The organism is Paraburkholderia sp. BR10936, from assembly GCF_040965735.1.
Classification (GTDB): domain Bacteria; phylum Pseudomonadota; class Gammaproteobacteria; order Burkholderiales; family Burkholderiaceae; genus Paraburkholderia; species Paraburkholderia nodosa_A.
The window spans coordinates 1-23,876 of sequence record NZ_JBFRCM010000033.1 but is presented as its reverse complement, the minus strand read 5'-3'; the positions used below and the strand labels follow the sequence as shown (position 1 = coordinate 23,876).

Annotated in this window: 21 protein-coding genes; 8 read left to right on the top strand and 13 right to left on the bottom strand. The window is 64.8% G+C overall.

From position 1 onward, the window contains the following. Positions 1–121: 121 nt before the first annotated feature. Positions 122–1,690 (bottom strand): multicopper oxidase domain-containing protein, encoded by a 1,569-nt coding sequence (locus AB4Y36_RS37915; protein WP_069267156.1) that lies wholly within the window; start codon positions 1,688–1,690, stop codon positions 122–124. A 512-nt stretch (positions 1,691–2,202) separates the two neighbouring features. On the opposite strand from AB4Y36_RS37915, the gene AB4Y36_RS37910 reads away from it, so the two are divergent. Together AB4Y36_RS37910 and AB4Y36_RS37905 are read left to right on the top strand one after the other, a co-directional pair. Continuing rightward, the gene (locus AB4Y36_RS37910) at positions 2,203–3,054 is read left to right on the top strand and encodes a hypothetical protein (protein ID WP_069267157.1); all 852 of its coding nucleotides are present in this window, start codon (positions 2,203–2,205) and stop codon (positions 3,052–3,054) included. Between the two features lie 244 nt (positions 3,055–3,298). Then, positions 3,299–4,744: an MFS transporter gene (locus tag AB4Y36_RS37905; protein ID WP_069267158.1), complete on the top strand. Its 1,446-nt coding sequence runs from the start codon at positions 3,299–3,301 to the stop codon at positions 4,742–4,744. A 69-nt stretch (positions 4,745–4,813) separates the two neighbouring features. Here AB4Y36_RS37905 and AB4Y36_RS37900 read toward each other — a convergent pair whose 3' ends face one another. From AB4Y36_RS37900 to AB4Y36_RS37885, 4 genes are all read right to left on the bottom strand, one after another. Next, a complete protein-coding gene (locus tag AB4Y36_RS37900; protein ID WP_368685649.1) occupies positions 4,814–5,719 on the bottom strand; it encodes a LysR family transcriptional regulator in 906 nt (301 codons plus the stop codon). A gap of 185 nt (positions 5,720–5,904) precedes the next feature. Further along, positions 5,905–6,297: a VOC family protein gene (locus AB4Y36_RS37895; protein ID WP_069267160.1), complete on the bottom strand. Its 393-nt coding sequence runs from the start codon at positions 6,295–6,297 to the stop codon at positions 5,905–5,907. A gap of 13 nt (positions 6,298–6,310) precedes the next feature. Further along, on the bottom strand, positions 6,311–7,288 hold the full coding sequence (locus AB4Y36_RS37890; protein ID WP_368619022.1) for a hydroxymethylglutaryl-CoA lyase: 978 nt from the start codon (positions 7,286–7,288) through the stop codon (positions 6,311–6,313). A gap of 15 nt (positions 7,289–7,303) precedes the next feature. Further along, a complete protein-coding gene (locus AB4Y36_RS37885; protein WP_368685648.1) occupies positions 7,304–8,494 on the bottom strand; it encodes a CaiB/BaiF CoA transferase family protein in 1,191 nt (396 codons plus the stop codon). A 396-nt stretch (positions 8,495–8,890) separates the two neighbouring features. Here AB4Y36_RS37885 and AB4Y36_RS37880 point away from each other — a divergent pair, with 396 nt between their 5' ends. Beyond that, positions 8,891–9,850 carry a D-2-hydroxyacid dehydrogenase gene (locus AB4Y36_RS37880; protein ID WP_368685647.1) on the top strand — a complete coding sequence of 320 codons (960 nt, stop codon included), beginning with the start codon at positions 8,891–8,893 and terminating at the stop codon, positions 9,848–9,850. Positions 9,851–9,895: 45 nt separating this feature from the next. Here AB4Y36_RS37880 and AB4Y36_RS37875 read toward each other — a convergent pair whose 3' ends face one another. The 3 genes from AB4Y36_RS37875 to AB4Y36_RS37865 form a co-directional block, all read right to left on the bottom strand. Beyond that, positions 9,896–10,144: a hypothetical protein gene (locus AB4Y36_RS37875; protein ID WP_069267164.1), complete on the bottom strand. Its 249-nt coding sequence runs from the start codon at positions 10,142–10,144 to the stop codon at positions 9,896–9,898. A gap of 209 nt (positions 10,145–10,353) precedes the next feature. Then, positions 10,354–11,682 carry an MFS transporter gene (locus AB4Y36_RS37870; RefSeq protein WP_368685646.1) on the bottom strand — a complete coding sequence of 443 codons (1,329 nt, stop codon included), beginning with the start codon at positions 11,680–11,682 and terminating at the stop codon, positions 10,354–10,356. Positions 11,683–11,781: 99 nt separating this feature from the next. Then, positions 11,782–13,419 (bottom strand): gamma-glutamyltransferase family protein, encoded by a 1,638-nt coding sequence (locus tag AB4Y36_RS37865; RefSeq protein WP_368685645.1) that lies wholly within the window; start codon positions 13,417–13,419, stop codon positions 11,782–11,784. Between the two features lie 154 nt (positions 13,420–13,573). Here AB4Y36_RS37865 and AB4Y36_RS37860 point away from each other — a divergent pair, with 154 nt between their 5' ends. The 5 genes from AB4Y36_RS37860 (at position 13,574) to AB4Y36_RS37840 (ending at position 19,485) form a co-directional block, all read left to right on the top strand. Then, positions 13,574–14,437 (top strand): LysR family transcriptional regulator, encoded by an 864-nt coding sequence (locus AB4Y36_RS37860; RefSeq protein ID WP_069267166.1) that lies wholly within the window; start codon positions 13,574–13,576, stop codon positions 14,435–14,437. Between the two features lie 253 nt (positions 14,438–14,690). Then, positions 14,691–14,996 (top strand): hypothetical protein, encoded by a 306-nt coding sequence (locus AB4Y36_RS37855; RefSeq protein WP_069267167.1) that lies wholly within the window; start codon positions 14,691–14,693, stop codon positions 14,994–14,996. 205 nt (positions 14,997–15,201) lie between these two features. Next, entirely contained in the window at positions 15,202–16,764 is a 1,563-nt protein-coding gene (locus AB4Y36_RS37850; RefSeq protein WP_342946640.1) for a phospholipase D family protein, read from the top strand. Between the two features lie 127 nt (positions 16,765–16,891). Then, a complete protein-coding gene (locus tag AB4Y36_RS37845) occupies positions 16,892–18,319 on the top strand; it encodes a cytosine permease (protein ID WP_342946299.1) in 1,428 nt (475 codons plus the stop codon). Between the two features lie 107 nt (positions 18,320–18,426). Next, positions 18,427–19,485 carry a porin gene (locus AB4Y36_RS37840; RefSeq protein WP_069267170.1) on the top strand — a complete coding sequence of 353 codons (1,059 nt, stop codon included), beginning with the start codon at positions 18,427–18,429 and terminating at the stop codon, positions 19,483–19,485. Between the two features lie 74 nt (positions 19,486–19,559). Here AB4Y36_RS37840 and hutG read toward each other — a convergent pair whose 3' ends face one another. The 5 genes from hutG to AB4Y36_RS37815 form a co-directional block, all read right to left on the bottom strand. Then, positions 19,560–20,369: an N-formylglutamate deformylase gene (gene hutG, locus AB4Y36_RS37835; protein ID WP_368685644.1), complete on the bottom strand. Its 810-nt coding sequence runs from the start codon at positions 20,367–20,369 to the stop codon at positions 19,560–19,562. Positions 20,370–20,400: 31 nt separating this feature from the next. After that, positions 20,401–21,819 (bottom strand): formimidoylglutamate deiminase, encoded by a 1,419-nt coding sequence (locus AB4Y36_RS37830; protein WP_368685643.1) that lies wholly within the window; start codon positions 21,817–21,819, stop codon positions 20,401–20,403. Positions 21,820–21,833: 14 nt separating this feature from the next. Then, positions 21,834–23,066 carry an imidazolonepropionase gene (gene hutI / locus AB4Y36_RS37825; protein WP_368685642.1) on the bottom strand — a complete coding sequence of 411 codons (1,233 nt, stop codon included), beginning with the start codon at positions 23,064–23,066 and terminating at the stop codon, positions 21,834–21,836. Continuing rightward, the gene (locus AB4Y36_RS37820; protein WP_342946304.1) at positions 23,066–23,755 is read right to left on the bottom strand and encodes a HutD family protein; all 690 of its coding nucleotides are present in this window, start codon (positions 23,753–23,755) and stop codon (positions 23,066–23,068) included. The genes hutI and AB4Y36_RS37820 overlap by 1 nt, the downstream gene beginning before the upstream one ends. Next, positions 23,752–23,876, bottom strand: a 125-nt coding sequence (locus AB4Y36_RS37815; RefSeq protein ID WP_343676248.1) for a hypothetical protein, incomplete at its 5' end; no start/stop codon positions are given. The genes AB4Y36_RS37815 and AB4Y36_RS37820, both read right to left, overlap by 4 nt.

The following is a 23,876-nucleotide window of genomic DNA, read 5'->3' as shown; positions in this document are numbered from 1 at the left end:
GGGTCGTGATCGCTATGCGGTAAGTGATGTGTCCCACGGCTCTTCTCCTAAGTGCAGGACTTCCTGGCCGGGTCCATGGCAGGGCAGCCATGAACCGTCTTTATCGCGTGCATGATGCGTCTCATAGCGTGCAGACCTTCGTCTTCGGATCCACCGACCTGCAGATGTGCACCTCGGTCATCAGTCCTCCGAAGTTTTCCTGGTCGTTCGCCAGATGGTCCAGATTCGGCGTGTACAGGTAGAAGACCTGCCCTGACTGATACTTCGTCGTGTCGGTGGCGTCGAGGATCAGGTCGAGCGACTCCCCGCCGCCGAGCGTGATCGAGTTCGTGTAGTAGGTCATGTCGTTGCCGGCCATGTCGCGCAGCAGCCGCGCATTGAGCGCGACCACGTGCATCGGAATGCCGAGCGAGGCGAGCGTCTGATATTCCGTGACGTCGAGGTCCGAGATGCGCAGCAGCACCTTGCCGCCGACGGGGATATTGATCAGCGACGGCAGCGGTTGCGAGAAGCGCGGCACGCCGTCCGACGCGGGCGTCGAAAGCGCATTCGGATTGACGGTGTCCGGATAGCTGCGGCCATTCAGCATGAAGAACTTGTCTTTCATGTCGGTGAAGGGCTCCGGATTGAACGTCATGCCGACGAAGTGGAAGTTCGGATCGAAGCCATGGATCTGCACCGGATACTCGACGTCATAGGCGGTCGAGCCATCGCCGTCGTTGTATGCGTAGAGCGTGGGCGTCCCGCTCAAATTGTTCACGTGCAGCACGCCGTTCTGTGGCGGCAGCGGCGTCGTGCAGAGAATGTCGGTGCCGCACCGTGTGCGCAGATCCTGCTGCTGCAACACCAGCGACTGATACAGCGACTTGCCGGCGGGCACGCGGTTCTGACGCGGACGCACGAAGATCTGGCCGACCATGCCCATCTGCAGGTGCTCCGGGGGCGTGATGTGGCAGTGCCAGAAGTAGGTGCCCGCATCCGGCGCGAGGTAGTAGTACGTGAAGCTCGCGCCGATGTTGATCGCGACCGAGGCGTCCGGCACGCCGTCGTAGAACGAGGAGGCATTCGGATAGCCGTGAAAGTGCACCGTGTGCTTCTCGAACAGGTCGGGGCGCATGATCATGCCGACGTTCGTGAGCGTGAGGAAGAACTCGTCATCCTCGTCGATCGCCATCATCGGCGCGGGCTCGTTGCCGTTCATCACGCCGATGTCCATGATCGGCCGCGGGTCGACATGGCCCGTGAGCTGGCCAGGCGGCGTCGATTCCGGATCGGGCGTGAGACCGACCGCGCCGTTGTAGGTCGGATCCGTTCTCGGATCGCCGACGGTGTTGAACACCGAGGCGAACTGCGTGCCGGGCAATCCGGCCTTGATGTCGGCAAGACCGGACAACGGCCCGAACGCGAACAGATAGGTCTGCACGCCGTTGGCCATCGTCGCATAGCCGTCGCCACCCGAGATCTGCTGGCACTTGATGGCGCCGTTGACGACACCGGTCGATGCCGAGGTCTGGCCCGTGAAGGACGGTCCCGTGTACGGCGGTTCGCCGGCGCCCGCGGGCAGCGCCGACGGATGAGACGGCGTGGTCGGCGGGCATTGAACCATGAACGATTGGGAAAATGAGGGGATCGCAAACATCATGCATAGCAGGGCTGCCACGCTATTGCGACACATGCGGATGCTGAACATATGACCTCCGTCCTTGGGGTCAAGCAGCGCGTCAGGCGCTGAACGTCACGCTCGACTGCAGTTGCGGGCTGATGCATTCGTCACACTGACCCGTATGTGGATTCTGGATATCGGCAGCGGAGCCTGCGATGGGTTACCTCCCTACACTTGCAGTAGGGCAAACCCATCGCGTTGCGCGGCCGTGGTCCTGACGGGCGATGGAGTGTGTCCTGGCCAACACAAGCGGCGCCTCATGCCTCGATTCCGGTCTGCAAGGGGAACGCTCGTGTACCGTCATGGCTTTCATTTTCATTTCGAATCGACGTGATTCTTCGAATCAATCTGAGGATTGAAATGTCGTTCTTATGTGCCCTGTGGCATATAGCGGCGAACTTTCCGATGGGTACAATCCCCCCTATTCACATCACGCGCAAACCGGAATACCGCGGACGATTCTCGATCACGCGGTCAGACGGACGGCACTCACCTCCCGGTCTCATGCCGGCGAGGGACCTGGCGGCGTGGGGGGGAACATGGATTTTCTGGAAAAGAGAGCGGCGGTGAATCTCGTTGAACGCAACGATCACGCTCTTGAACTCGTCGAGCTGGCAAGCGCGAAGCGGACGTACTACCCCACCACGTCGATGTGGTTGAAGCTGGAACAGCTTCAGGTGGCGCAGCAACTCGTCGAGCCGCTGGATCAGGACCGGCAGCCGGTTCTGTCCACGTCGCTCCACGGCGCGGCGCATCTCGACGGCCAGGAGCTTGCGATCATTGGCTTTCCGCAGCTGGCGACGCGCGTGCTTCAGGTAAGCTTCGAAGCCCGCGACGTCAGCACGGCCGACCGGCTTGGCCTGCGCGCACTGGAAGACGAACTGGGCAACTCGATGTCCGATGTGGCGCTCGGCACCGCCCGGCTGGGCTTCAATGCCGCCGATGACGAGACCGGAGAGCCCGATCGGTGGTGGCTCGCGTGCCACATTCCCCCTGCCTGCCTGCAGGTGCTGGCGAAGGCGATCTCGGACGGCCAGCTTGGCGCGGTAGAGCTGGGTCTGGCCATGCGGCACCTCTATACGTCCGAAGATCCCGCGGCCGAGCCGTCACGCCAGCCCCGGCTCTTTCTGCGGCCCGATGAAGGGGACGACACGGTCGAATGGCCGAACATAGCGACTGGCTATGTCACCCATCTGCGCATCGACTTTGCGACGGCTTCATTGCGTGGCTCGGCGGCGAGCAGCGACCCGGCGGGGGCGGCGAAGGTCGTCGCGGAAGCCGTGAGCTCGCTGGGACCGACGCTCCTCAACCTCAGACTGACGGTAAGGTGGATCGGCATCCTCATTGCCGTGCTGCTCTTCCTTGAAGTTCTCGAGCGGCTGCAGATCTGAACCTGGCATCTGCCTCGCGATCGCATAAGCAAGCAAAGCCAGACGCATTTCGGGCGCAACGGCGCGGCTATAACGCGCCGCCCCGCCCCAGCCTTTCCCCGCGGGAAAGCACGCTTCACCCTTCCTCAATTTTCGCGCTCGCGAAAATCTCCCACACTTGCCATCACGCCTTCTCCGTACCGTTCGTACGGATTTGCGCCCCGACCGCGGCTCGTGACGCGGCATCGAAAATACCGGAGACAGCATGAACAGCCATCCCCTCGACCTGGGCGGCAGCGCGCCGGGCGAAGCGCCACACCGCCCGCTCGCCGCGGAAGCCCCATTGCCAGGCCACCAGGGCGTCACGCTCAGCAGCTTCATGGACGACATGCCCGTGGGCGCGCTGCACCGCTTCGTGGTGTGGGTGATCGGCATTGGCCTCTTCTTCGACATGTACGAGATCTTCCTCGTCAGTTCGATCGGCGCCGCGCTGCAGAACGAATACGGACTCGATGCGCACAGCCTCGCGTTCAAGCTCTTGCTGGCCTCGGCCTTCGTCGGCATGTTCTTCGGCTCGCTCTTCCTCGGCAGTCTCGCCGACCGCATCGGCCGCCGGCGCGCCTTCCTGTTCACGCTCGTGTGGTACAGCGCGTTCTCGCTGCTCGCAGCGTTCTCCGTGGACGCCACCATGCTCGTGGTCTGCCGCTTTCTGACCGGCGTGGGCGTCGGCGCGATCTATCCCGTGGCCGATAGCTTCCTTTCGGAGATCCTGCCGAAGGAGAAACGCGGCCGGATGGCCGCGTGGGCCTATACCACCTCGTACGTCGCGGTGCCGCTGGTCGGTTTCCTCGCGGTTTGGCTCAATCCGATCCATCCTGCCGGCATTGCGGGATGGCGCATCATCCTCGCCATCGGCAGCCTTGGCGCCCTGTTCGTGCTGGCCGTGCAGCATCGCCTGCCGGAAAGCCCACGCTGGCTGCTGGCGCAAGGCCGCGCCGACGAGGCCTATGCGATGCTGGGCCGCTTCGCGCAAAGCGCCGGCGCGCCGATGCCGAAGCGCTTTGCCGAGCCGAAAACGCGCCAGCATCCGCTGAGCCTCGCCGAACGCATTGCCCTGCTGCGGCGCGCGCCCTATGACAAGCGCTATGTCATGCTCGTCGTGTTTCACCTGTTCCAGGCCTTCGGCTACTACGGCTTCGGTACGCTTGCAGGCGTCGTCGTGAAGAGCCGCGGCATCGACGTGACGGGCAGCACGCTGTTCGTGGCCCTCTCGTTCCTCGGCTACCCGATCGGCTCGCTGCTCTCCGTGCCGCTGCTCAACTGGATCGAGCGCCGCACGCTCGTGATCGCCTCGCTGATCTCCATCGGTATTTTTGGCCTTGGTTTCGCGTACTCGGGGCAGGCCGCGCTGATCGTTTGCTTCGGCGTACTGACGACATGCGCATCGAATGTGTTCAGCAACGCTTACCACGTGTACCAGGCCGAGATTTTCCCCGCCAGCGTGCGCTCGACAGCGATCGGCAGCACCTATTCGCTCTCGCGCATCATGAGCAGCGCCCTGCCCTTCATCCTGTTGCCGGTGCTCACGCAGCACGGCCCGATTGCGATGTTCGGGGTGATCTCCGCCGCGCTCGCCATCGTTGCCGTGACCTTGCGTGCGTTCGGGCCCCTCACCACGCGGCGCAGCCAGGATGAGATCAATCCCGTCTGAGCGTCCGATACCTCAAGCGTCCCAGCGTCATCGGGGCGGCTGCCGCGTCTTGCGGGGCCGCCCCGCTTTTCATTGCTCTGCGCGCGCCGACATGTAGTCGAACAGGCTCACGATGTCCGAGCTTGGCGCGCTATCCGCCTTCATGCCGATCCAGAGCGTGCGCGTCGCCCACGTGTCCGCCAGCTTCACCTTGACGACGCCGGCTTTGCCGCGCTCGTCGCTCACCGCGTCGCGCGGCAGCACGCCGATGCCCAGTCCTGCTTCGATCATGCGAAACACGCCGTCGAAGTTCGAGGCCTGGATGCGCAGCTTCAGCGATCGCTCGACGGCGAATGCCGCGTCCGTCATGCGCGCGAGCAGCGAGCTGCCATCGCTCAGGCCCACGTAGTCTTCGTCGAGCGTATCGGCGAAGCGAATCACCTCGAGTTGCGCAAAGTGATGACTGCGCGGCACGAGCAACACGAGTTCGTCGCGGCGATAGAGGCGCCGCTCGATGCCGGGTGCGGGCACGTTGTCGGCGAACACGCCGAGGTCGGCCTTGCCTGCGTCGAGCGCTTCGACGATTTCGTGGCTCAGCCGCTCTTCGAGACTGACCTTGATGCCTGGATGCTCATTCAGGAAGCAGGCGAGATCGACGGGCAGAAACTGCACGATCGCCGACGTATTCGCCCACATGCGCACGTGCCCGCGCACGCCGGCGGCGTAATCGCTCATTTCGGTGGCCATGCGATTGACCTGATCGACCACGCGCGTGGCGTGCTCCAGCAGCGCATGCCCCGCGGGCGTCAGATCCACGCCGCGCGCGCGACGGATGAACAAGGCGCAGTCGGTCACGCTTTCGAGTTCGGCAATGCGCTTGCTGACGGCCGAAAGCGTGAGCTGCCCGTGCTCGGCGGCCTTGGTGAGGCTGCCATGTTCCGCGACGAGCAGAAAGACCCGCAGCGACTGCAGATCGAAGTGAAGTGGATTGACCATGATGAATGGGGCAAAGCCGGCGCGAGAGACGATTGTCCTGCATCGCGGGCTCGGGAGGAAGTGCAGATGTGGGAATGGAGAGGTGGACGTGCTGCGATGCACGTCCGCGTGCCGGCCATGCGGGCCGGCGTGCTCGCCGCCCAACCGGCGCCCCCCGGCTCGACGGCAAAAACTGGCGAGAGGGATCAACCGGCCTGGATCGGCTCGGAAATTTCGATGAGGTTCAGATCGGGGTCACGCACATAAACGGAGCGAATCTTCTGCGTCGCACCCGTGCGCTCGACCGGACCTTCGACGATCGGCCAGTTCTTCCCGGCGAGATGCGCGATCACCACATCGAGCGGCACCGCAGCGATGAAGCACAGATCGAGCGCGCCCGGCACCGGCACATGCGCCTTGGGCTCGAACTCCGCGCCACGCACATGCAGATTGATCTTCTGGTTGCCGAAGCGAAACGCGAGCCGCCCCGCACCGAAGGTCTCCAGTTGCATCTGCAACACTTCCGTATAGAAGTGCTTCGTGGCCTCAGGGTCCACGCAGGTCAGCACCAGATGGTCGAGGTGGTCGATCAACGCCATGCTTCGCTCCTTGTCATGAGTACGCGCGTTGTGGGGGCATGCCTTGCGCCTGCTCAGGCACCGGATGCAGGTCGAGGCGGCGGCCGGCCTTCAGAATCTGGCTGGGCACGTCATGACCGATCAGGCCGGGCAACAGCGCGGCGGCGTCGAGCACGGCGGCGAGATCGACGCCGGTGTCGTAGCCGTCGAGTTCGAGCATGTGCACGAGTTCTTCGGTGCACACATTGCCGCTCGCACCCGGCGCGTACGGACAGCCGCCAAGACCGCCAAGCGAAGCGTCGAAGCGCACGATGCCCGCATCGAGCGCCGCAAGCGTGTTGGCGAGCGCCATGCCGCGCGTGTTGTGGAAGTGCAGCGTCAGTTCGAGTGTGCCGAACGCCTGCGCAGCGCTTTCGCACAACGTCCGTATCTGCGCGGGATGCGCCATGCCGGTGGTATCGCAAAGCGTCACGCCCTGCACGCCCAGTTCGGCAAAACGCTGCATCCAGCCGAGCACGTCCTGCACGGGCACGTCGCCTTCCATCGGGCAGCCCATTGCTGTGGAGAGCGAAACATTGATCGCGACGCCTGTGCCGCGCACGGCGTCGATCACGTCGCGCAACTGCGCGAACGACTGCTCGCGCGTCATGCGCAGGTTGGTGCGATTGTGAGTCTCGCTCACCGACATCACGAGATTCACTTCATTGACGTTGCACGACAGCGCGCGCTCCGCGCCGCGCACGTTCGGCACGAGCACCGTATAGACGACGCCCGGCACGCGCTCGATGCCGTGCATCACCGCCTCGGCGTCGCGCAGTGCGGGAATCGCCTTGGGCGACGTGAACGAGGTCACTTCGATCTTCGCGTAGCCGCAGGCGCTCAGGCGGTCGATCAGCGCGATCTTGTCGTCAGTGTCGATGAAGGCGGCTTCGTTCTGGAAACCGTCGCGCGTCGCGACTTCGTTCAGATACAGCACCTTGCCCTTGAAGTTGTCCTTATTTCCGGTCGTCATCTTGCCGCTCTCCGTTCAGATTACACCGCGCGCGCGCCATGTTTCGCGCGTAGCGGCGTCTACGCCTATCGATTCCAGCACCGTTTCGGTATGCTCGCCGAGCATCGGCGCGCTACGCTCGATCGTGCCGGGTGTGCCGCACAGTTTGGGCACCACGCCCGGCACTTGCACCGCCGTGCCGTCGGGCAAGGTATCGTCCACGATCATCTCGCGGGCGTGGTAATGCGGATCGGCCGCGATGTCTGCGATGTCGTAGATGCGGCCCGCTGGAATACGCGCCTCGTTGAGCGCCGCGAGCACCTGGTCGAGCGTGCGCCGCGCGGTCCATTCGCCGATGGCGGCGTCGATGCGCTCGACCTGCGCGACGCGTCCGTCGTTCTGCGCGAGCGCCGGATCGTTGCCCAGGTCCGGGCGGCCGATGAGTTCCATCAGGCGGCGATAGATGCTGTCGCCATTACCTGCGATCAGCGCGTACTTGCCGTCGCTGCAGCGGTAGGCGTTGCTCGGCGCGATGCCGGGCAGGCTGCTGCCTGCCGGCTGGCGCACGGCGCCGAACACCGAATACTCGGGCAGCAGGCTTTCCATCATGTTGAAGACCGACTCGTAGAGCGCGACGTCGACGACCTGGCCCCGTCCGCCCTGCTGCTCGCGATGCCGCAGCGCCAGCAGGACGCCGATGACGCCATGCAGCGCAGAGAGCGAATCGCCGATCGAGATGCCGACGCGCACCGGTGTGCGCTCAGGCTCGCCGCTCAGGTGACGCAGGCCGCCCATCGCTTCGGCGACCACGCCGAAACCGGGCCGGTCGCGATACGGGCCGGTCTGCCCGTAGCCCGACACGCGCAGCATGATGAGGCCGGGATTGATCGCGCTGAGTTCGTCCCAGCCGAGGCCCCAGCCTTCGAGCGTGCCGGGGCGGAAGTTTTCGATCAGGACGTCGGTTTCCGCTACGAGACGGCGAATCACGTCCTGCCCTTCGGGCGTGCGCAGATCGAGCGTGATGGATTCCTTGTTGCGCGACTGGGCGGCCCACCAGACCGACGTGCCGTCGTGCAGCAGGCGCCACTTGCGCAACGGATCGCCCACGCCGGGCGGCTCCACCTTGATGACGCTCGCGCCGAACTCGGCGAGCATGCGGCCAGCAAACGGACCCGCGATGAGCTGTCCGAGCTCCAGAACGCGGATGCCTTCGAGTGGTCGTGGCATGGCTGTGTCTCCTGTCGACCAGAGTTGGGGCAAAGCTGTCGATCAGAGTTAGCGCTTTAGCTGTCGATCAGAGTTAGCGCTTTAACGCTTACTCTGATCCCATGCAAAGCTCCTTACTCTGATCCCATGCAAAGCTCCTGACTCTGGTCCCATGAAAGGGGTTATTTCGGACTGTCTGCGACTGACTATGGGAGACATGATGAACCGGCCCGCACCCTTTGATAATCGATGCTTGCTCAATCTGGCTTGAGCAAATGGAAAGGCAGCGAAGGCCTGTGGCGCGGCGTCGCTGCGCATTTCCTCACCGGAAACCCAGTTGGCGGATCGAGCAAGCCAGCCGCGCACCCGGTGCGCGACAATCGCGGACTGCCCCCTCTTTCGCTCAGGCCAGACATCATGCACGTCGTTTTTCTCGATCGCGCGACGCTCGCGCCCCAGACGCGGCTGCGTCCGCTGCCGTTCGACCACACCCTGGAAACCTTCGAGCGCACCGCGCCCGAAGAGGTCGTCGCCCGCATTCGCCACGCCGATATCGTCATCACGAACAAGGCGCGCATCAGCGCCGAAGCGCTGGCTGGCGCGACCCGCCTGCGCATGGTCGCCGTCGCCGCCACGGGCACGGACAACGTCGATCTGGCCGCCTGCGCGACGCGCGGCATCGTCGTGAGCAACGTGCGCGACTACGCCGGCAACAGCGTGCCGGAACATACGTTCGCATTGATATTTGCGCTGCGCCGCAGCCTGGCCGCGTATCGCGACGCCGTGCGCGCAGGGCGCTGGCTCGAATCGGGACAGTTCTGCTTCTTTGATCATCCAATCCGCAATCTCGCGGGTTCGACGCTCGGCGTGATCGGGGACGGCGCACTGGGACAGGCCGTCGCGCAAATGGGACGCGCGCTCGGCCTGCGCGTGCTGTTCGCCGCGCGCAAGACGCGCAACGACGCGCAAGCGGGCTACGTGCCGCTCGAAGCGCTGCTAGAAGAAAGCGACATCATTACGCTGCATTGTCCGCTCACCGTGGAAACGCGGGATCTGATCGACGCCACGGCATTCGCGCGCATGAAGCGGCGGCCCTTGCTGATCAATACGGCGCGTGGGGGACTCGTGAACGAAGCGGCGTTGGTGGACGCCCTGCAAAGCGCAGCGATTTCAGGCGCGGGATTCGATGTCGTGACGCAGGAACCGTTGCCTGCCGATCACCCGTTTCAGGCCATCGTCTCGCATCCGGCGTTCATCCTCACACCCCACGTTGCGTGGGCGAGCGATGAAGCCATGCAGGCGCTTGCGGATCAACTCGTGGAAAACATCGCGGCGTTTTGCGAAGGCACGCCGCGCAATCGGGTCAGTGCGCGTTGAGCGCGAGGCGCGGCAACCGCAGCGGGGTTGCCTGCGCCTGAAACATCAGGCCATTTCCGGCTGCCTGGCGTGCCACCATTCGTCGACGGCCTGCTTCGCCGTTTGCTCGACCACGCTCAGCGCCATCAGCACATCGATCTTCAGCTTGGGAATGGCAAGCTCCACGGAAGGCAGCTTCGCCGTTTCCACCTGTGCGTCGACACCTTCCATAACCGCGCGGCACAGCCATTGCGTGTCCGTCGCGTCTGCTTTCGCATCGACAGTGACTCGAAAGCCACGATATTCGACTGCCATATACTCTCCCGAAACCTGACAAAACGTAATGCTCGCCCCGCCGGACGGCGGTGAGGGGGCGACTATATCACCACTTTCGTGACGCTTCAGCGAGGCCCACACGAAGTCGCGAAGAAGTCGTGCAAAAACACCGCGCCCGCATTCACGCCCTGTTTAAGGAGCGATTCTGCGGGCGCAAGAACAATCGGGTCAGTTCGGACTTCCGAATTTCAGCTCGCGAGCGTGGTGCGCATCGAAGCCTTCCGCATCGTCCGCCAGCCGACGATCGCGAGCGAAACGCCCGAGATCACGGCGGCAAGCGAGACGTAATACGCGGGAGCGAGCGTATCGCCCGTCACGTGAATCAGCACTTCGGCAATCGTCGGCGCGAAGCCGCCGAAGAGCGTCACGCCAAGGCTATACGCGATGGAAAGCCCCGCAGAGCGCACGCGCACGGGAAAGATCTCCGACATCAGCGCTGGCATCGGGCCCGAATAGGCGGCCTTGAAGATGCCCGCCGCGCCCTGGAGCACGAGCAGCCAGCCGAGCGTGGGGTGTCGCTGCAGCAGCGCGAACATGGGATACGTGAGCGCCGCGAGCAGGATCGACGTGGTCAGCATGATGCGGATGCGGCCGATGCGGTCCGAGAGCGCGCCCATCACCGGCGAAAGCGCGAACTGCAGGCCGCCGTTGAGCACGACCACGCCGAACGAGGTTGCCGCCGCCATGTGGAGCTGCTTCACCGCGTACATCGGCATGTAGAGCTGGAGGATGTACACGCCGACGGTGGACTGCGCAACGATACCCACCGCGAGCACCAGGTTCACCCACTGGCGCCCGAGCCCCGGCTCACTCGTTGCGCGCGCATCCTGTTCGCTGTGCGCTTGCTGGTTCGCGACGAATTCGGGCGTCTCGTCCAGATGCGAGCGAATGTACCAGCCCACGGGCCCGAGCACGAGCCCGAAGAAGAACGGCACGCGCCAGCCCCACGCCTGCAACTGCTCGGGCGGCAGCCACCATGCGAGCACGCCGCCGAACGACGCTGCGAGAATCGCGGCCGCGCCCTGGCTCGCGAACTGCCAGCTCGCGTAGTAGCCGCGCTTCGAGGGGCCGTGTTCGACCATGAACGCCGTCGCGCTGCCGAATTCACCGCCTACGGCAAAGCCCTGCACGAGGCGCGCGAGCAGGATCAGGAGCGGCGCGGCGATGCCGATCGACGCATACGGCGGCATGACGGCCATGGCGAGCGTGCCCGCCATCATGAGCGCAATGGCGAGCGTGAGCGCTGCCTTGCGTCCCTTACGGTCGCCGTAGACGCCCAGCACGATCGCGCCGAGCGGCCGCATGAGGAAAGAGATTCCGAAGGTGCCGACCGCCAGCAGCGTGGACAGCCATTCGTCGTGCACGGGAAAGAACTGCTTCGCGATGATCGGCGCGAAGTAGCCGTACACGAGAAAGTCGAACCACTCCAGCGCATTGCCGATCGACGAGGAGAACACGATGCGGCGCACCATGCCGCGGTTGAGCGGCGCACCCGTTACCGATGAACCGGTCTCCATGTCAGTCTCCTCCGTTTTTATTTGGTCTACTCATTGATCGTCGTGAACCGCGAGCGAGGTATTCCCGTTCGCATCAAATACTGCTTGCCGGTTTGCCGCCTAGAAACCCGCTGCGAGCCCGTCGCGGCGCGTGTCGCTCGCGGCCACATAGCCGCGCTCGGGATCGTTGCGATCGAGCTTCCAGATGAACTGGCCCGAGCCGAAGTCCATGTACGGATCGTCGATGCCCTTGATCTCGTGGCCGAGCCCTTGCAGCGCGCGCGCCGTCTGCGGGTTGAAGGTCGATTCGATGTCGAGCGTGAAGTCGCGGTTGACCTTCCAGCGCGGCGCATCGCACGCGGCCTGCGGCTGCTGGCCGTAGTCGAGCATGCGCACGACCGACTGCAAATGCCCTTGCGGCTGCATGTCGCCGCCCATTACGCCGAAGCTCATCACCGCTTCCTGGCGGCCGTCCACCTGCTGCGTGAGGAACGCCGGAATGATGGTGTGAAACGGGCGCTTGCCGCCTGCCACGACGTTGGGCGATGCCGGGTCCATCGAAAAGCCGCAGCCGCGGTTCTGCAGCGCGATGCCCGTGCCCGGCACGACCACGCCCGAACCGAAGCCCATGTAGTTCGACTGGATGAAGCTGACCATCATGCCGCGCTCGTCCACGGCGGACAGATAGATCGTGCCGCCCGAACGCGGCATGCCGAAATCGAAGTGCGTGGCGCGCTTCGGGTCGATCAGCTTCGCGCGCGCTTTCAGATAGGCGTCGTCGAGCATCTGCTCGGGCGTGACTTCCATCGAACGCGGATCGGCAACGTAGCGATAGACGTCGGCGAACGCGAGCTTCATGGCCTCGATCTGCAGATGCTGCGATTCGAGGCTGTCGAGCGCGAGCGAGCCCATGTCGAACTGCTCGAGAATGCCGAGCGCGATCAGCGCGGCGATGCCCTGTCCGTTCGGCGGAATCTCGTGGACCGTGTAGCCGCGATAGTTCTTGCCGATCGGCTCGACCCATTCCGGGCGATAGTTGCGCAGGTCGTCCAGCGTGAGCGCCGCGCCGCCTTCGCGCGCAAACGCGGCGATGCGCTCGGCGAGCTCGCCCTCGTAGTAGTCGCGCGGACCGCGTTCCGCAAGACGCCGCAGCGTGGCGGCGTGGCCGGGGAAGCACACGCGCTCGCTCACTTCGGGCGCGCGGCCGCGCGGCATGAACGTTTCGGCAAAGCCCGGCTGATTGTGCAGCTCGGGAATCGCCGCCTGCCACTTGCGCGTGACGATAGTCGCTACCGCATGGCCGCGCTCCGCGATCTCGATGGCCGGTTCCATCAGGTCCGCGAATGGCAGCTTGCCGAACTTCGCATGCAGCGCTTCCCAGCCCGCGATCACGCCAGGCACGGTCACCGTGTCCCAGCCGCGTTTGGGCTGCTTCGCGAGACCGTTTTCCTCGCCGTATTTGCGGCGGAAATAGTCGACGCTCCACGCCGCCGGCGCGTTGCCCGACGCGTTCAGGCCGTGCAGCTTCGCGCCATCCCACACGAGCGCAAAGCAATCGCTGCCCAGGCCGTTCGATACCGGCTCGACCACCGTGATGGCGGCCGCGGCGGCGATGGCGGCGTCGACGGCATTTCCGCCTTTCCAGAGCATGCGCAGCCCGGCCTGCGCGGCAAGCGGATGCGATGTCGAAACGATATTGCGGGCGAACACCGGCAGGCGCGGCGTCGGATAGGGGTTTTGCCAGTTGAAGCGCGTCATGGAAGTCCGGATTCCGGTAATGAACGAAAGCAGCGGCACGCGCACGGCCGCACTCAATTGCGGCGCGCACGGCTCACGCCGATCTGTCGATTATCTTGAAGGATCAAGCGAAAAAATATTAATATTTTATTGTCGACACTTAAGTTTTATTTACATGCTAACCCTACGCATGCTCCGCACCTTGCAGGCCGTCGCACGCAGCGGGTCGTTCGCCACGGCGGCGGAAAAATCGGCGCTCACCCAGGCGGCCGTGAGCCTGCAAATGCGCGGGCTCGAAGAGGCGCTCGGCCGGCAGATCTTCGACCGCCGTGCGCGCCAGGTCGCGCTCACGCGCGAAGGCCGCGAGATCTGCGCGAAGGTCGATCACATTCTCGCGCTGATCGACGAGTTGCCCGCCAGCGCGGGCGACACGATGCGCGGCTCGATCATCATCGGCGCGGTGGTGTCGGTGATCGGCGCGCTTTCGCTGGCCGTCGCGCATCTGAAAACGGGCCACCCGGAACTCGAAGTGCGCCTCACCTCGGCGCGCTCGAACGAACTGGCGCGCATGGTGGAAGACGGCGACGTGGACCTCGCCGTCGTGGTTGGCAGTGCAGATGGTTCGCTTCACGAGTCGCTCGCCTGGACGCCGCTCTACGAAGAGCCCCTCATGCTCGTGACGAGCTGCGCGACGCCCGGCGACGATGCGCGACGCATCCTGCGCGAGCGCAGCTTTCTGCGCTTCGACCGGCGCGTGCCGACGGGCGTCGTGATCGACCGCGCCCTGCGCGAGCTAGGCATCGAACCGCTCGAATACCTGGAGCTGAACTCGATCGAAACGATTGTCTCGCTGGTGCGCAACGACGTGGGCGTGAGTGTGTTACCCGTCCTGCAAGGCGGCAAATGGCAGAGCGATCCGAATCTGCGACTCGTGCCGCTGCCTGGGCGGCCACTCATCCGCACGGTGGGGATGATTCACCGGAAAGCACACAAGCAGACGTTGCTCACACAAACGATTGCAGACATGCTGCGTCGGTGACAGAACGCGCAACTGCGACCATCTGTCATGCGAATTCCTCAATGGCCTATGAATAGGCGCATCGCGGCCGCACGGCCATGTCGCTAGAGCCTCTCTCGGGTTGACCTGCCTCAACTGGAAAGTAAAATGAAAGCTCAGAAGACAAGAGCGGACGAGGCCACCCGCCTCTGATCGCTCGACAGGCCCCGCTCTCGGCTTTACCCGAGCACGAGAATTAATTAGCAACCCAAACTTATTTTCCGGAGAGAAACTCATGAAAATCAGAACTCGCACCGTTGCCGTCGTCGCCATCGTGGCCAGCGCCCTGTTTGCGGGCCAGGTGTTTGCACAGACCCCCGCACCGGCAAGCCAGGAAGGCCAGCCCGCCACCACGGTGACGCATAACGACCCGATCGTTCAGAAGCGCATGGAAGTTCGCGAGGCCAACCGGCAACAGCGCGCCCGCACGGCGGAAGCGCGCCAGACCTTCAAGCAGGAAGCACGTGACGCCCGGGCCGAGCGCAACCAGTCGGCGCAAGACTCCCGCGCCCGCGCGCAAGCGGCGCTCGACGCGCACTAAGCTCGCAACACCCACGCGTTCGCTCCTTGGCTGTACGCCCGTCGTGGTGCCCGCCACGCCAATCGCGTAAGCTAACGTCGTTGCACGCTCACTCGCGAAGCCCCGCGCTTCGCGCCTAGAAGCGGGATCGACACGGAAAAGCGGACGCTCCATGCAAAGATCGCTCATCGCGCTGGCTGCAAACGGGTTGCGAAAACTGCGCGCCATGGCGTTGCCGCTGTGCGCAATCGCGCTCGCCACAGGTCTTGCCGCGTGTCAGCAGTTACCTCCTATCGGCGAGCGCACGCAAACGACGGCGCTCACGTCAGCCGAAGCGCGATCGACTCAACTTGGCAAAGCCGTAGCGGCCGAACTCGCCACCCATCCCGACTCCACCGGCATCGACCCGCTCGCGAACCCGCTCGACGCGTTCGCCTCGCGCGTGGCGCTCGTGCGCAACGCCCAGCGTACGCTGGACGTCCAGTACTACATCTGGCGCAACGATCTCACGGGTACGCTGCTGCTCGAAGAACTGCGCGAAGCCGCCGACCGCGGCGTGCGCGTGCGCCTGCTGCTCGACGACAACGGCATTCCGTCCTCCCTCGACCCCACGCTCGCGGCGCTCAATGGGCATCCCAACATCGAGGTTCGGCTGTTCAACCCGTTCGTCACCCGCAAGCCCAAAGCCATCGGCTTTATCACCGACTTCTCGCGGCTGAACCGGCGCATGCACAACAAGTCGCTCACGGCTGACGGCGTGGCGACCATCCTTGGCGGCCGCAATATCGGCGACGAATATTTTGGCGCGACCGACGGCGTCGTATTCGCCGACCTCGACGTGCTCGCCATCGGCCCCGCCGCCACCGATGTCGCGAACGACTTCGACCGCTACTGGGCCAGCGCTTCGTCATTCCCCGCGTCCCAAATCCTGCCCTACGTGGCGCCCGATGCACTCGCTACACTCGATCGCGAAGCGCTTGCCGCGCGCACCGATCCGGCCGCGGCGGAATACATCGAATCATTGCGCAAGACCACCGACGTGCGCCGTCTGCTGGACGGCACGCTGCCGCTCGAATGGGCGAAGACGCAGCTGGTCAGCGACGATCCGGCCAAAGCGCTGGGCACGGCGCCCAAGGAGACGCTCATCCTCAGCCAGCTCCACGAGATCGTCGGCGATCCGCACCGCGAACTCGATCTGGTTTCGCCGTACTTCGTGCCGGGCGAGGTGGGCACGCAATACTTCACCCAGCTCGCCGCCCAGGGCGTGACCGTGCGAGTACTGACGAACTCGCTCGAAGCCACCGATGTGTCCGCCGTCCATTCCGGCTACGCGCGGCGCCGCGTGGCGCTGCTCAAAGGCGGCGTGGAGCTGTTCGAACTGCGGCGCGCGGCGGGCACGAGCAAGGGTTCAGACAAAGCCGCGGGCAAAGGCGCAGGCAGTGGCCCGTTCGGCAGCACGGGCTCGAGCCTGCACGCCAAGACCTTCGCCGTGGATGCAGAGCGCGTCTTCGTCGGCTCGGTGAATTTCGACCCGCGCTCAGCCAACCTCAACACCGAACTCGGGCTCGTGATCGACAGCCCCGTGCTCGCCACCCAGATCGAAAAAGCGTTCTGGACGCGCGTGCCGCAGCTCGCGTATCAGGCGCACCTCGACGAGAACGGCAAGCTCTACTGGACGCGCCTTTCCGATGACACGGTCATCCGCTACGACACCGAGCCGAACACCACATGGAACCAGCGCCTGAGCGTCTGGTTCTTCTCCACCCTGCCTATCGAGTGGCTTTTGTAAGCCACGCATCGACAGGGTAATCCCCAATTTCTCCTAAGTTGTCTATACAACATCATGCGGACATTCCCATCGTCCGCGGCTCGCGGACGCCCTGCACTCACCCCAATGTTCGGAGCCGTCCGTGGCCATGCCTGAATCCGTCGCCAACCTCGAAACCGATGGCCGCAAGATCCTGGAAACGCGCTCGATCGACTACATCCCCGATTCTGAGCGCCACGGCAGCCTGTTCAGCCAGTTCACGCTCTGGCTTTCCGCGAACCTGCAGGTCACCGCGATCATTACCGGCGCGCTCGCCGTCGTACTTGGCGGGGACGTCTTCTGGTCGCTCATCGCGCTATTGGCTGGCCAACTCATAGGCGGCACGGTCATGGCGCTGCACGGCGCGCAAGGCCCGCAGCTCGGCCTGCCGCAGATGATCTCCAGCCGCGTGCAGTTCGGCGTCTACGGCGCGGCCATTCCAATCGTGCTCGTCTGCATCATGTACGTCGGCTTTTCCGCGAGCGGCACGGTGCTTGCCGGCCAGGCCACGGCGCAACTACTCGACGTTTCCGATACCGCGGGCATCTGCCTCTTCGCGGCACTCATCGTCGTGCTGACGCTGCTCGGCTATCGCTCGATTCACTTCGTCGGCCGCATTGCCAGCGTGATCGGCGTGCTCGCGTTCGTGTTCATGTTCGCGCAGCTCTTTGCGCACCACGATATCGGCGCGCTGTTGGCCAATCGCCATTTTTCGATCGCGAGCTTCCTGCTTTCCATGTCGCTTTCGGCTTCGTGGCAGATCGCATTCGGCCCCTACGTTGCCGACTATTCGCGCTACTTGCCGCGCTCGACTTCGCCCGTGCGCACGTTCCTCGCCGTCGGGCTCGGCTCGGTGGTCGGCGCGCAGGCAGCGATGGTGTTCGGCGTGTTTGCTGCCGCGCTCGCGGGCCACGCGTTCGCGCACCATGAGGTGGCGTATATCGTGAGCCTCGGCGCGAGCGGCGCGGTCGCCGCGATGCTCTACTTCAGCATTGCGTTCGGCAAGCTCACCGTCACCACGCTCAACGCCTACGGCAGCTTCATGTCGATGGCGACGATCGTGAGCGCGTTTCGCGCGAAGCGCGCGATTTCCACGCGCCACCGCTTCCTCTACATCATCGGCATGGTGGGCATCTCGACGCTCGTCGCGCTTGCGGGGCGCCACTCGTTCCTCAAGGAATTCACGGCGTTCATCCTGTTTCTGCTGGCGTTCTTCACACCGTGGAGCGCGATCAACCTGGTGGACTTCTACTGCTTCACGCGCTCGCGCTACGACGTGCCGGCGCTCTCGAATCCCGATGGCCGCTACGGCCGCTGGAACGCCAAGGCCATTGGCATCTACGTGCTCGGCGTGCTGGTGCAAATGCCGTTCATCTCGACGAGCTTCTATACGGGCCCCTTCGTCGACGCACTCGGCGGCACGGACATCTCGTGGATTCTCGGCCTGATCGTGCCGGGCGTGCTCTACTACGCCGCCATGCGCCTCACGCCGCCGGTCATTCCGGAACGCCTGATCCTGCCGGTCGAGCAGGATTGACCCGTGCGGCGCAGCGCGCCGCTTCGCTGATCCACATAGTTCCCATTCGCGCGGGCCTCACCACCCGCGCGTTCGTTTCATTCCTCCGAAAAATAGTTGTACTGATAATGAAAAAGCACCCCGCTACAGCTGTTCGCCCTTCCGCTCGCGCCACGAGAAACTCACTTTGCGCCACCGCACTCGGCCTCTTCGCGCACAACGCGCTTGCCCAGGACGGCGTGACGCTCTATGGGCTCATCGACGAATTCGCCCAATACGTCAACACCGGCAATGGCTACACGGCCGCGCTCGGTTCGAGCGGTCAATGGGGCAGCCGCTTCGGCCTCAAAGGCAAGGAAGACCTGGGCGGCGGGCAGACGCTGTCGTTCGCCCTCGAAAACGGCTTCAACCCCACGGACGGCACGCTGGCCACCAAGGGCTCGCTGTTCGATCGCCAGGCATGGGTCGGCCTCTCGGGCGGCTGGGGCCAGTTGCGCGTGGGCCGGCAAAATTCGCCGCTCTTCAACGATCAAGGCGGCCAGGACGCTTTTGGCGGCGTGACACAGGCTTCGGCCATGGACAACCTCACGGTGTTCACGTTCCGCACGAGCAACACCGTCTCCTATGTCACGCCGGAGTTCGCGGGCCTTCAGGCCGGCATCTACGTGGGCTTCGGCGACGCAGGCGGCCTGCGCTCCGCAGGCTCGAGTCAACAGTTCGACGTGACCTATGCGCACGGCCCATTCGCCACGTTCGTGGCGGGACAGTGGCTCAAAAACAGCGAGGGTAGCGCAACAGACCGCACGATCATGGCGGGCGCCTCGTACGCGATCGGGCGCGTCACGATCTTCGGCGGCTATTCGGACATGAAATGGCCCGACCTGGCGCTGAACGCCTATACCGTGGGCCTTTCCGCGAAGTATCAGTTCAACGTGAACAATGCCGTGTCGCTCGGCTACGCCACCCTGCACGATCGGACGTCGCAAGGGGACAATGCCGATCAGATCGGTTTGATGTACGAATACGACCTGTCGAAAACCACGAACTTCTACGGCGCACTTTCGTTCTTGCGCAACCGTAACCAGGCAAGTTACACGCTCGCCGGCGCGGCGAATCCGGGCCTGCCGCTCGCCTACCCCGGCGCGGACGCGCGCGGCGTGCAGATCGGCATCGTTCACCGCTTCTAAACGCAACAACGGCTCTCGATCGTCGATCGAGAGCCGTTGTGCCCACGCCCAGCCTGGACGGCCGTCGGGAATGCTCAGGCCGCAGCGGCGTTCATCGCCTCGATTTCCGCAAGCGCGCCGCCCACCATTTCGCGCAGCACCGGCTGGACTTTCCCAGCGAGAGCGGGAACGTAGTCGAACGGCGCCGTTTCGTTCATGTAAACCGACTGGCACATCTCCAGCTGGATCGCATGCACGCCGTCCTGCGGCGCGCCGAAATGGCGCGTGATGTAGCCGCCCTTGAAACGTCCGTTCGCGATCCACGAATAGCCGCTTGCCGCCGCCGCGCGTTCCGCGCGCGCCTGCACCGCCGGGTTCACCGTGCGGCCGTCCTGGGTGCCGATGTTCAGGTCGGGCAGCTTGTCGTCGAACAGACGCGGCAGAACGCTCGCGATCGAATGCGCTTCCCACAGCAGCACATTCGCATGCGCCGCGCGCAGGCGCTCGAGTTCGGCGGCGAGCGTGTCGTGATACGGCTGCCAGAATGTCTTCACGCGGCGCTGGCGTTCAGGCGCGTCGGGCACGCAGCCGTCGCGGTAGACCGGCTCGCCGCGAAACGTTTCGGTCGGACACAGCGACGTGGTGGTCTGGCCGGGATAGAGGCTCTCGTCGTTCGGCGGGCGGTTCAGGTCGATCACATAGCGCGAAACGCGCGCGCCGAGCACGGTCGCGCCCAGCTCCTTCGCAAACGCGTAAAGGCGATCGAGATGCCAGTCCGTATCGGCGACGGTTAGCGCCACGTCCGTGTACTCGCCGTGCATCGCGGCCGGAATGTGCGTGCCCAGGTGCGGGATCGAAATGATGAGCGGCGCGGTGCCGCGTTCCAGCGAAAAGATATCGGTCATCGAAAGTTGCCTCGTGAATTGGCGCCTGCGTTCAATCATCAGCCAGCAGTCTGGCGAGCGCCGCGCGGTAGTCGGCGTAAAGGCGGGCTTCGTCGCGATGGCGGCGCGCTTCCACGACCTTGACGCCACCGGTATAGACGTCGAGCACGGGCGTTTCGCCATGTTCGCAAAAGACGACCGACGAGAGCCACGTGAGCGGCTTTTGCTCGGCGAGGTTCGGATGTTGAGCGTCGAGCACGATCCAGTCGGCGCGCGCGCCTTCCTTCAATGCGCCAACCTTGCGCCCCGTAGCACTGGCGCCTCCGGCGAGCGCTGCGTCGAACAGGCGGTCCGCAACCTGTGCCTGATGCGTCGAGGCCAACACGTTGCGCTCGCGCCGCGCGAGCCGCTGACCGTATTCGAGCAAGCGAAGCTCCGCGCGCCAGTCCACGCCGATGTGACTGTCCGAGCCCACGCCGAACGCGCCGGCCGCATCGAGATACTCGCGCGTGGGGAAAATGCCGTCGCCAAGATTCGCCTCGGTCGTGAGGCACAGACCCGCAATCGCACCGCTCTGCGCAAGCGCGGCGGTCTCCCTCGCATCGATATGCGTGGCATGGACGAGGCACCAGCGCGAGTTAACGTTGAAGCGGTCGAGCAACCATTGCACCGGCCGCGCGCCTTCGATCGCCATGCATGCCTCGACTTCGGCCGTTTGTTCGGCGATGTGAATATGCACCGGTGCACCGGGAAGCGCTCGATCCAGGCCTTCCAGCAGCGCGCGCAAGGAGTCGTGCGAGACGGCGCGCAGCGAATGGGGCGCGACGCCGTAGCGCAACGCGCCGTGCTCGGGCTGCCACGCACGCAGCGCTTCGACGATGCCGAGCAACTGTTCCGGCGTGTTGATGAAGCGCCGCTGATCGTCGCGCGGCGCTTGCGCGCCGAAGCCGCTGTATTGATAGAGCACGGGCAGCATCGTCATGCCGATGCCGGTCACGTTCGCTGCGTCCACCACGCGTTGCGCCAGTTCGGCGGGGCTCGCATACCGCTGGCCATCCTTGCCGTGATGCACGTAGTGGAATTCGCAAACAGAGGTGTAGCCCGCCTTCAACATCTCGACATACAGCCAGCGCGCAATCGCCCCGAGATCGTCGGGTGTGATGCGCGCCGCGAAGCGGTACATGAGGTCGCGCCAGCTCCAGAAGCTGTCGGTGGGGTTCGCGCGATATTCGGTGAGGCCCGCCATGGCGCGCTGAAACGCATGCGAATGAAGGTTAGGCATGCCAGGCGTGATCGGGCCCGACGCACGCGCGACGCCTTCAGGCGCTTGCGCCAGATCGGGCGTCACGTTGCGCAGCGTTCCCGCGGCGTCCCATTCGAGCAGCACGTTGCGGCGCCAGCCGTCAGTCAAGTAAGCGTACTCGGCGAAGAGCGCGCGCGAAGTCGGATTCGTTTCGATGGTGTGATTCATGCTGAAAATTGCGCTCAAACGCGACGCTCAAATGCGCGACGCTCAAAGACGGTCTCGCCGCCGCGCACCACGCGCGCGCAGAGCGGACGGCCAATCCAGTAAGCCAGCTCCGCGAGTGACTGCACCGACCAAACGGCAAAGTCTGCGGGACGGCCAGCCGTGAGCGTGCCATGACGCTCTGCGTCGCCGAAAGCCTGCGCGGCATGCCGCGTCACGCCCTGCAACACCTCGGGCACGGTCATGCGAAACAGCGTGGTCGCCATGTTCATCATGAGCAGCAGCGAAGTGGCGGGCGACGTGCCCGGATTGCTGTCGGTCGAAATGGCGATCGGCACCTCGTAGCGCCGCAGCAAGTCGAGCGGCGGCAACTGCGTTTCGCGGATGAAGTAGTACGCGCCCGGCAGCAGCACCGCCACCGTGCCCGCCTGCTTCATGGCGGCGACGCCCGCTTCGTCGAGAAACTCGAGATGGTCGGCGGACAACGCGTCGTAACGCGCCGCGAGCGCTGCGCCGCCGCTATTGGAAAGCTGCTCGGCGTGCATCTTGACCGCGAGCTTGCGCCGCGCGGCCGCCTCGAACACGCGCTCGCTCTGCGCGAGCGAAAAGCCGATTCGTTCGCAGAACACATCGACAGCGTCCACGAGCCCCTCGTCGGCCAGCGCAGGAAGCATACGTTCGCACACTTCGTCGATATAGTCGTCGGCGCGGCCGGCGAACTCGGGCGGCAACGCATGTGCGCCGAGAAACGTCGTCCGCACCGTGACCGGATAACGCTCGCCAAGCTGACGCGCGACGCGCAGCATCTTGCGCTCGCTCGCCAGATCGAGGCCATAGCCCGATTTGATCTCGACTGCCGTTACGCCTTCGGCGAGCAACGCTTCGAGACGCGTTGCCGACTGCGCGAACAGCGCGGCTTCGTCGGCCGCGCGCGTGGCGCGCACCGTCGAGACGATGCCGCCGCCCTGCCGCGCGATTTCTTCGTAGCTCATGCCCGCAAGGCGGTGCGCGAATTCATCGGCGCGCTGTCCGCCATAGACGAGGTGTGTGTGGCAATCCACGAGGCCTGGCGTGACCCAGGCGCCGCCCAGGTCTTCGCACGGCCAATCGGTGAATGGCGCGGGCAATTCGGCAGCGGCGCCGAGCCACGCGATCTTGCCGTCTTCCACAGCAATCGCCGCGTTCTCGACGACGTGGCCCGGATCGCCATGCGGGCACAGGTTGAGGTTTTGCCAGAGTGTGCGTTTCATCAGGTATGCACAGCATCGCGCGATGCCGTTTCCGTAGTGTCTTGCGGCGGCTCTTGCAGCACATCTAGCGCAACGGCGAGCAAGGCGCCCGCGCCGCGCGTGTCGATGTTCAAGGAGCGTTGCGCATCGAGCGTATCGATGCGCAGCGTGTCACCCGCTTCGAGGCGCACGTGACGTTCGTTATCCACGCGCACATCCTGCCCGCCTTGCGCGCAGTAGAGCAATACCGTTTGCGCATGCATGCTGCGCCGCTCGTTTGCGCGCCACACTTCGAGCGTGCCGCGCGCCGCATCGCGGCGCACCATCAGGTTGAAGTCGCGCGTGGCGCCGTTCACGAGGCGCGCGTCGATCGCGGCTTCTCCCGCGAAATGCGCGACGTCGAGGGGCTGCGTGAGCACATGCGTGCGCCCCGCTTCGTCGAGCAGCATGCCCGCGCCGTCGAGCAGCACCAGCGTCCGATCGACGCCCTCGAAGCGCGAGAACGGCCCCGCCTGCGCGACATCGGCCACGCTCACGCGCCACGCGAACGCGTCCAGTGACGCGTCGGCACGCGATGCCACGTGCGCCACCGCGATTTCGCGCGTGACGCCGCCGCCGTTCTTCCACGGCGACGCCACGAGCGCCGCGCCACGCAGCAGCGTGAGCCTGGCAGCCTGCACCGCGCCCCCTATCGCTTTCGCGCCGCTCATCGGCCGAGCATCGGCAGCTTGAGGCCTGCCTCGCGCGCGGTCTGCTGCGCGAGTTCGTAGCCGGCATCCGCGTGGCGCATCACGCCCGTGGCCGGATCGTTGAGCAGCACGCGGCCCAGAC

What these genes read in the sequence shown, in the direction of transcription:
- AB4Y36_RS37845 (WP_342946299.1), top strand. Translation starts at nt 16,892, where the DNA reads ATGCCTGAATCCGTCGCCAACCTCGAAACCGATGGCCGCAAGATCCTG.
- AB4Y36_RS37875 (WP_069267164.1), bottom strand. Translation starts at nt 10,144, where the DNA reads ATGGCAGTCGAATATCGTGGCTTTCGAGTCACTGTCGATGCGAAAGCA.
- AB4Y36_RS37855 (WP_069267167.1), top strand. Translation starts at nt 14,691, where the DNA reads ATGAAAATCAGAACTCGCACCGTTGCCGTCGTCGCCATCGTGGCCAGC.
- AB4Y36_RS37860 (WP_069267166.1), top strand. Translation starts at nt 13,574, where the DNA reads ATGCTAACCCTACGCATGCTCCGCACCTTGCAGGCCGTCGCACGCAGC.
- AB4Y36_RS37840 (WP_069267170.1), top strand. Translation starts at nt 18,427, where the DNA reads ATGAAAAAGCACCCCGCTACAGCTGTTCGCCCTTCCGCTCGCGCCACG.
- AB4Y36_RS37870 (WP_368685646.1), bottom strand. Translation starts at nt 11,682, where the DNA reads ATGGAGACCGGTTCATCGGTAACGGGTGCGCCGCTCAACCGCGGCATG.
- AB4Y36_RS37915 (WP_069267156.1), bottom strand. Translation starts at nt 1,690, where the DNA reads ATGTTCAGCATCCGCATGTGTCGCAATAGCGTGGCAGCCCTGCTATGC.
- AB4Y36_RS37885 (WP_368685648.1), bottom strand. Translation starts at nt 8,494, where the DNA reads ATGCCACGACCACTCGAAGGCATCCGCGTTCTGGAGCTCGGACAGCTC.
- AB4Y36_RS37830 (WP_368685643.1), bottom strand. Translation starts at nt 21,819, where the DNA reads ATGAATCACACCATCGAAACGAATCCGACTTCGCGCGCGCTCTTCGCC.
- AB4Y36_RS37850 (WP_342946640.1), top strand. Translation starts at nt 15,202, where the DNA reads ATGGCGTTGCCGCTGTGCGCAATCGCGCTCGCCACAGGTCTTGCCGCG.
- AB4Y36_RS37890 (WP_368619022.1), bottom strand. Translation starts at nt 7,288, where the DNA reads ATGACGACCGGAAATAAGGACAACTTCAAGGGCAAGGTGCTGTATCTG.
- hutG (WP_368685644.1), bottom strand. Translation starts at nt 20,369, where the DNA reads ATGACCGATATCTTTTCGCTGGAACGCGGCACCGCGCCGCTCATCATT.
- AB4Y36_RS37905 (WP_069267158.1), top strand. Translation starts at nt 3,299, where the DNA reads ATGAACAGCCATCCCCTCGACCTGGGCGGCAGCGCGCCGGGCGAAGCG.
- AB4Y36_RS37900 (WP_368685649.1), bottom strand. Translation starts at nt 5,719, where the DNA reads ATGGTCAATCCACTTCACTTCGATCTGCAGTCGCTGCGGGTCTTTCTG.
- hutI (WP_368685642.1), bottom strand. Translation starts at nt 23,066, where the DNA reads ATGAAACGCACACTCTGGCAAAACCTCAACCTGTGCCCGCATGGCGAT.
- AB4Y36_RS37820 (WP_342946304.1), bottom strand. Translation starts at nt 23,755, where the DNA reads ATGAGCGGCGCGAAAGCGATAGGGGGCGCGGTGCAGGCTGCCAGGCTC.
- AB4Y36_RS37880 (WP_368685647.1), top strand. Translation starts at nt 8,891, where the DNA reads ATGCACGTCGTTTTTCTCGATCGCGCGACGCTCGCGCCCCAGACGCGG.
- AB4Y36_RS37865 (WP_368685645.1), bottom strand. Translation starts at nt 13,419, where the DNA reads ATGACGCGCTTCAACTGGCAAAACCCCTATCCGACGCCGCGCCTGCCG.
- AB4Y36_RS37895 (WP_069267160.1), bottom strand. Translation starts at nt 6,297, where the DNA reads ATGGCGTTGATCGACCACCTCGACCATCTGGTGCTGACCTGCGTGGAC.
- AB4Y36_RS37910 (WP_069267157.1), top strand. Translation starts at nt 2,203, where the DNA reads ATGGATTTTCTGGAAAAGAGAGCGGCGGTGAATCTCGTTGAACGCAAC.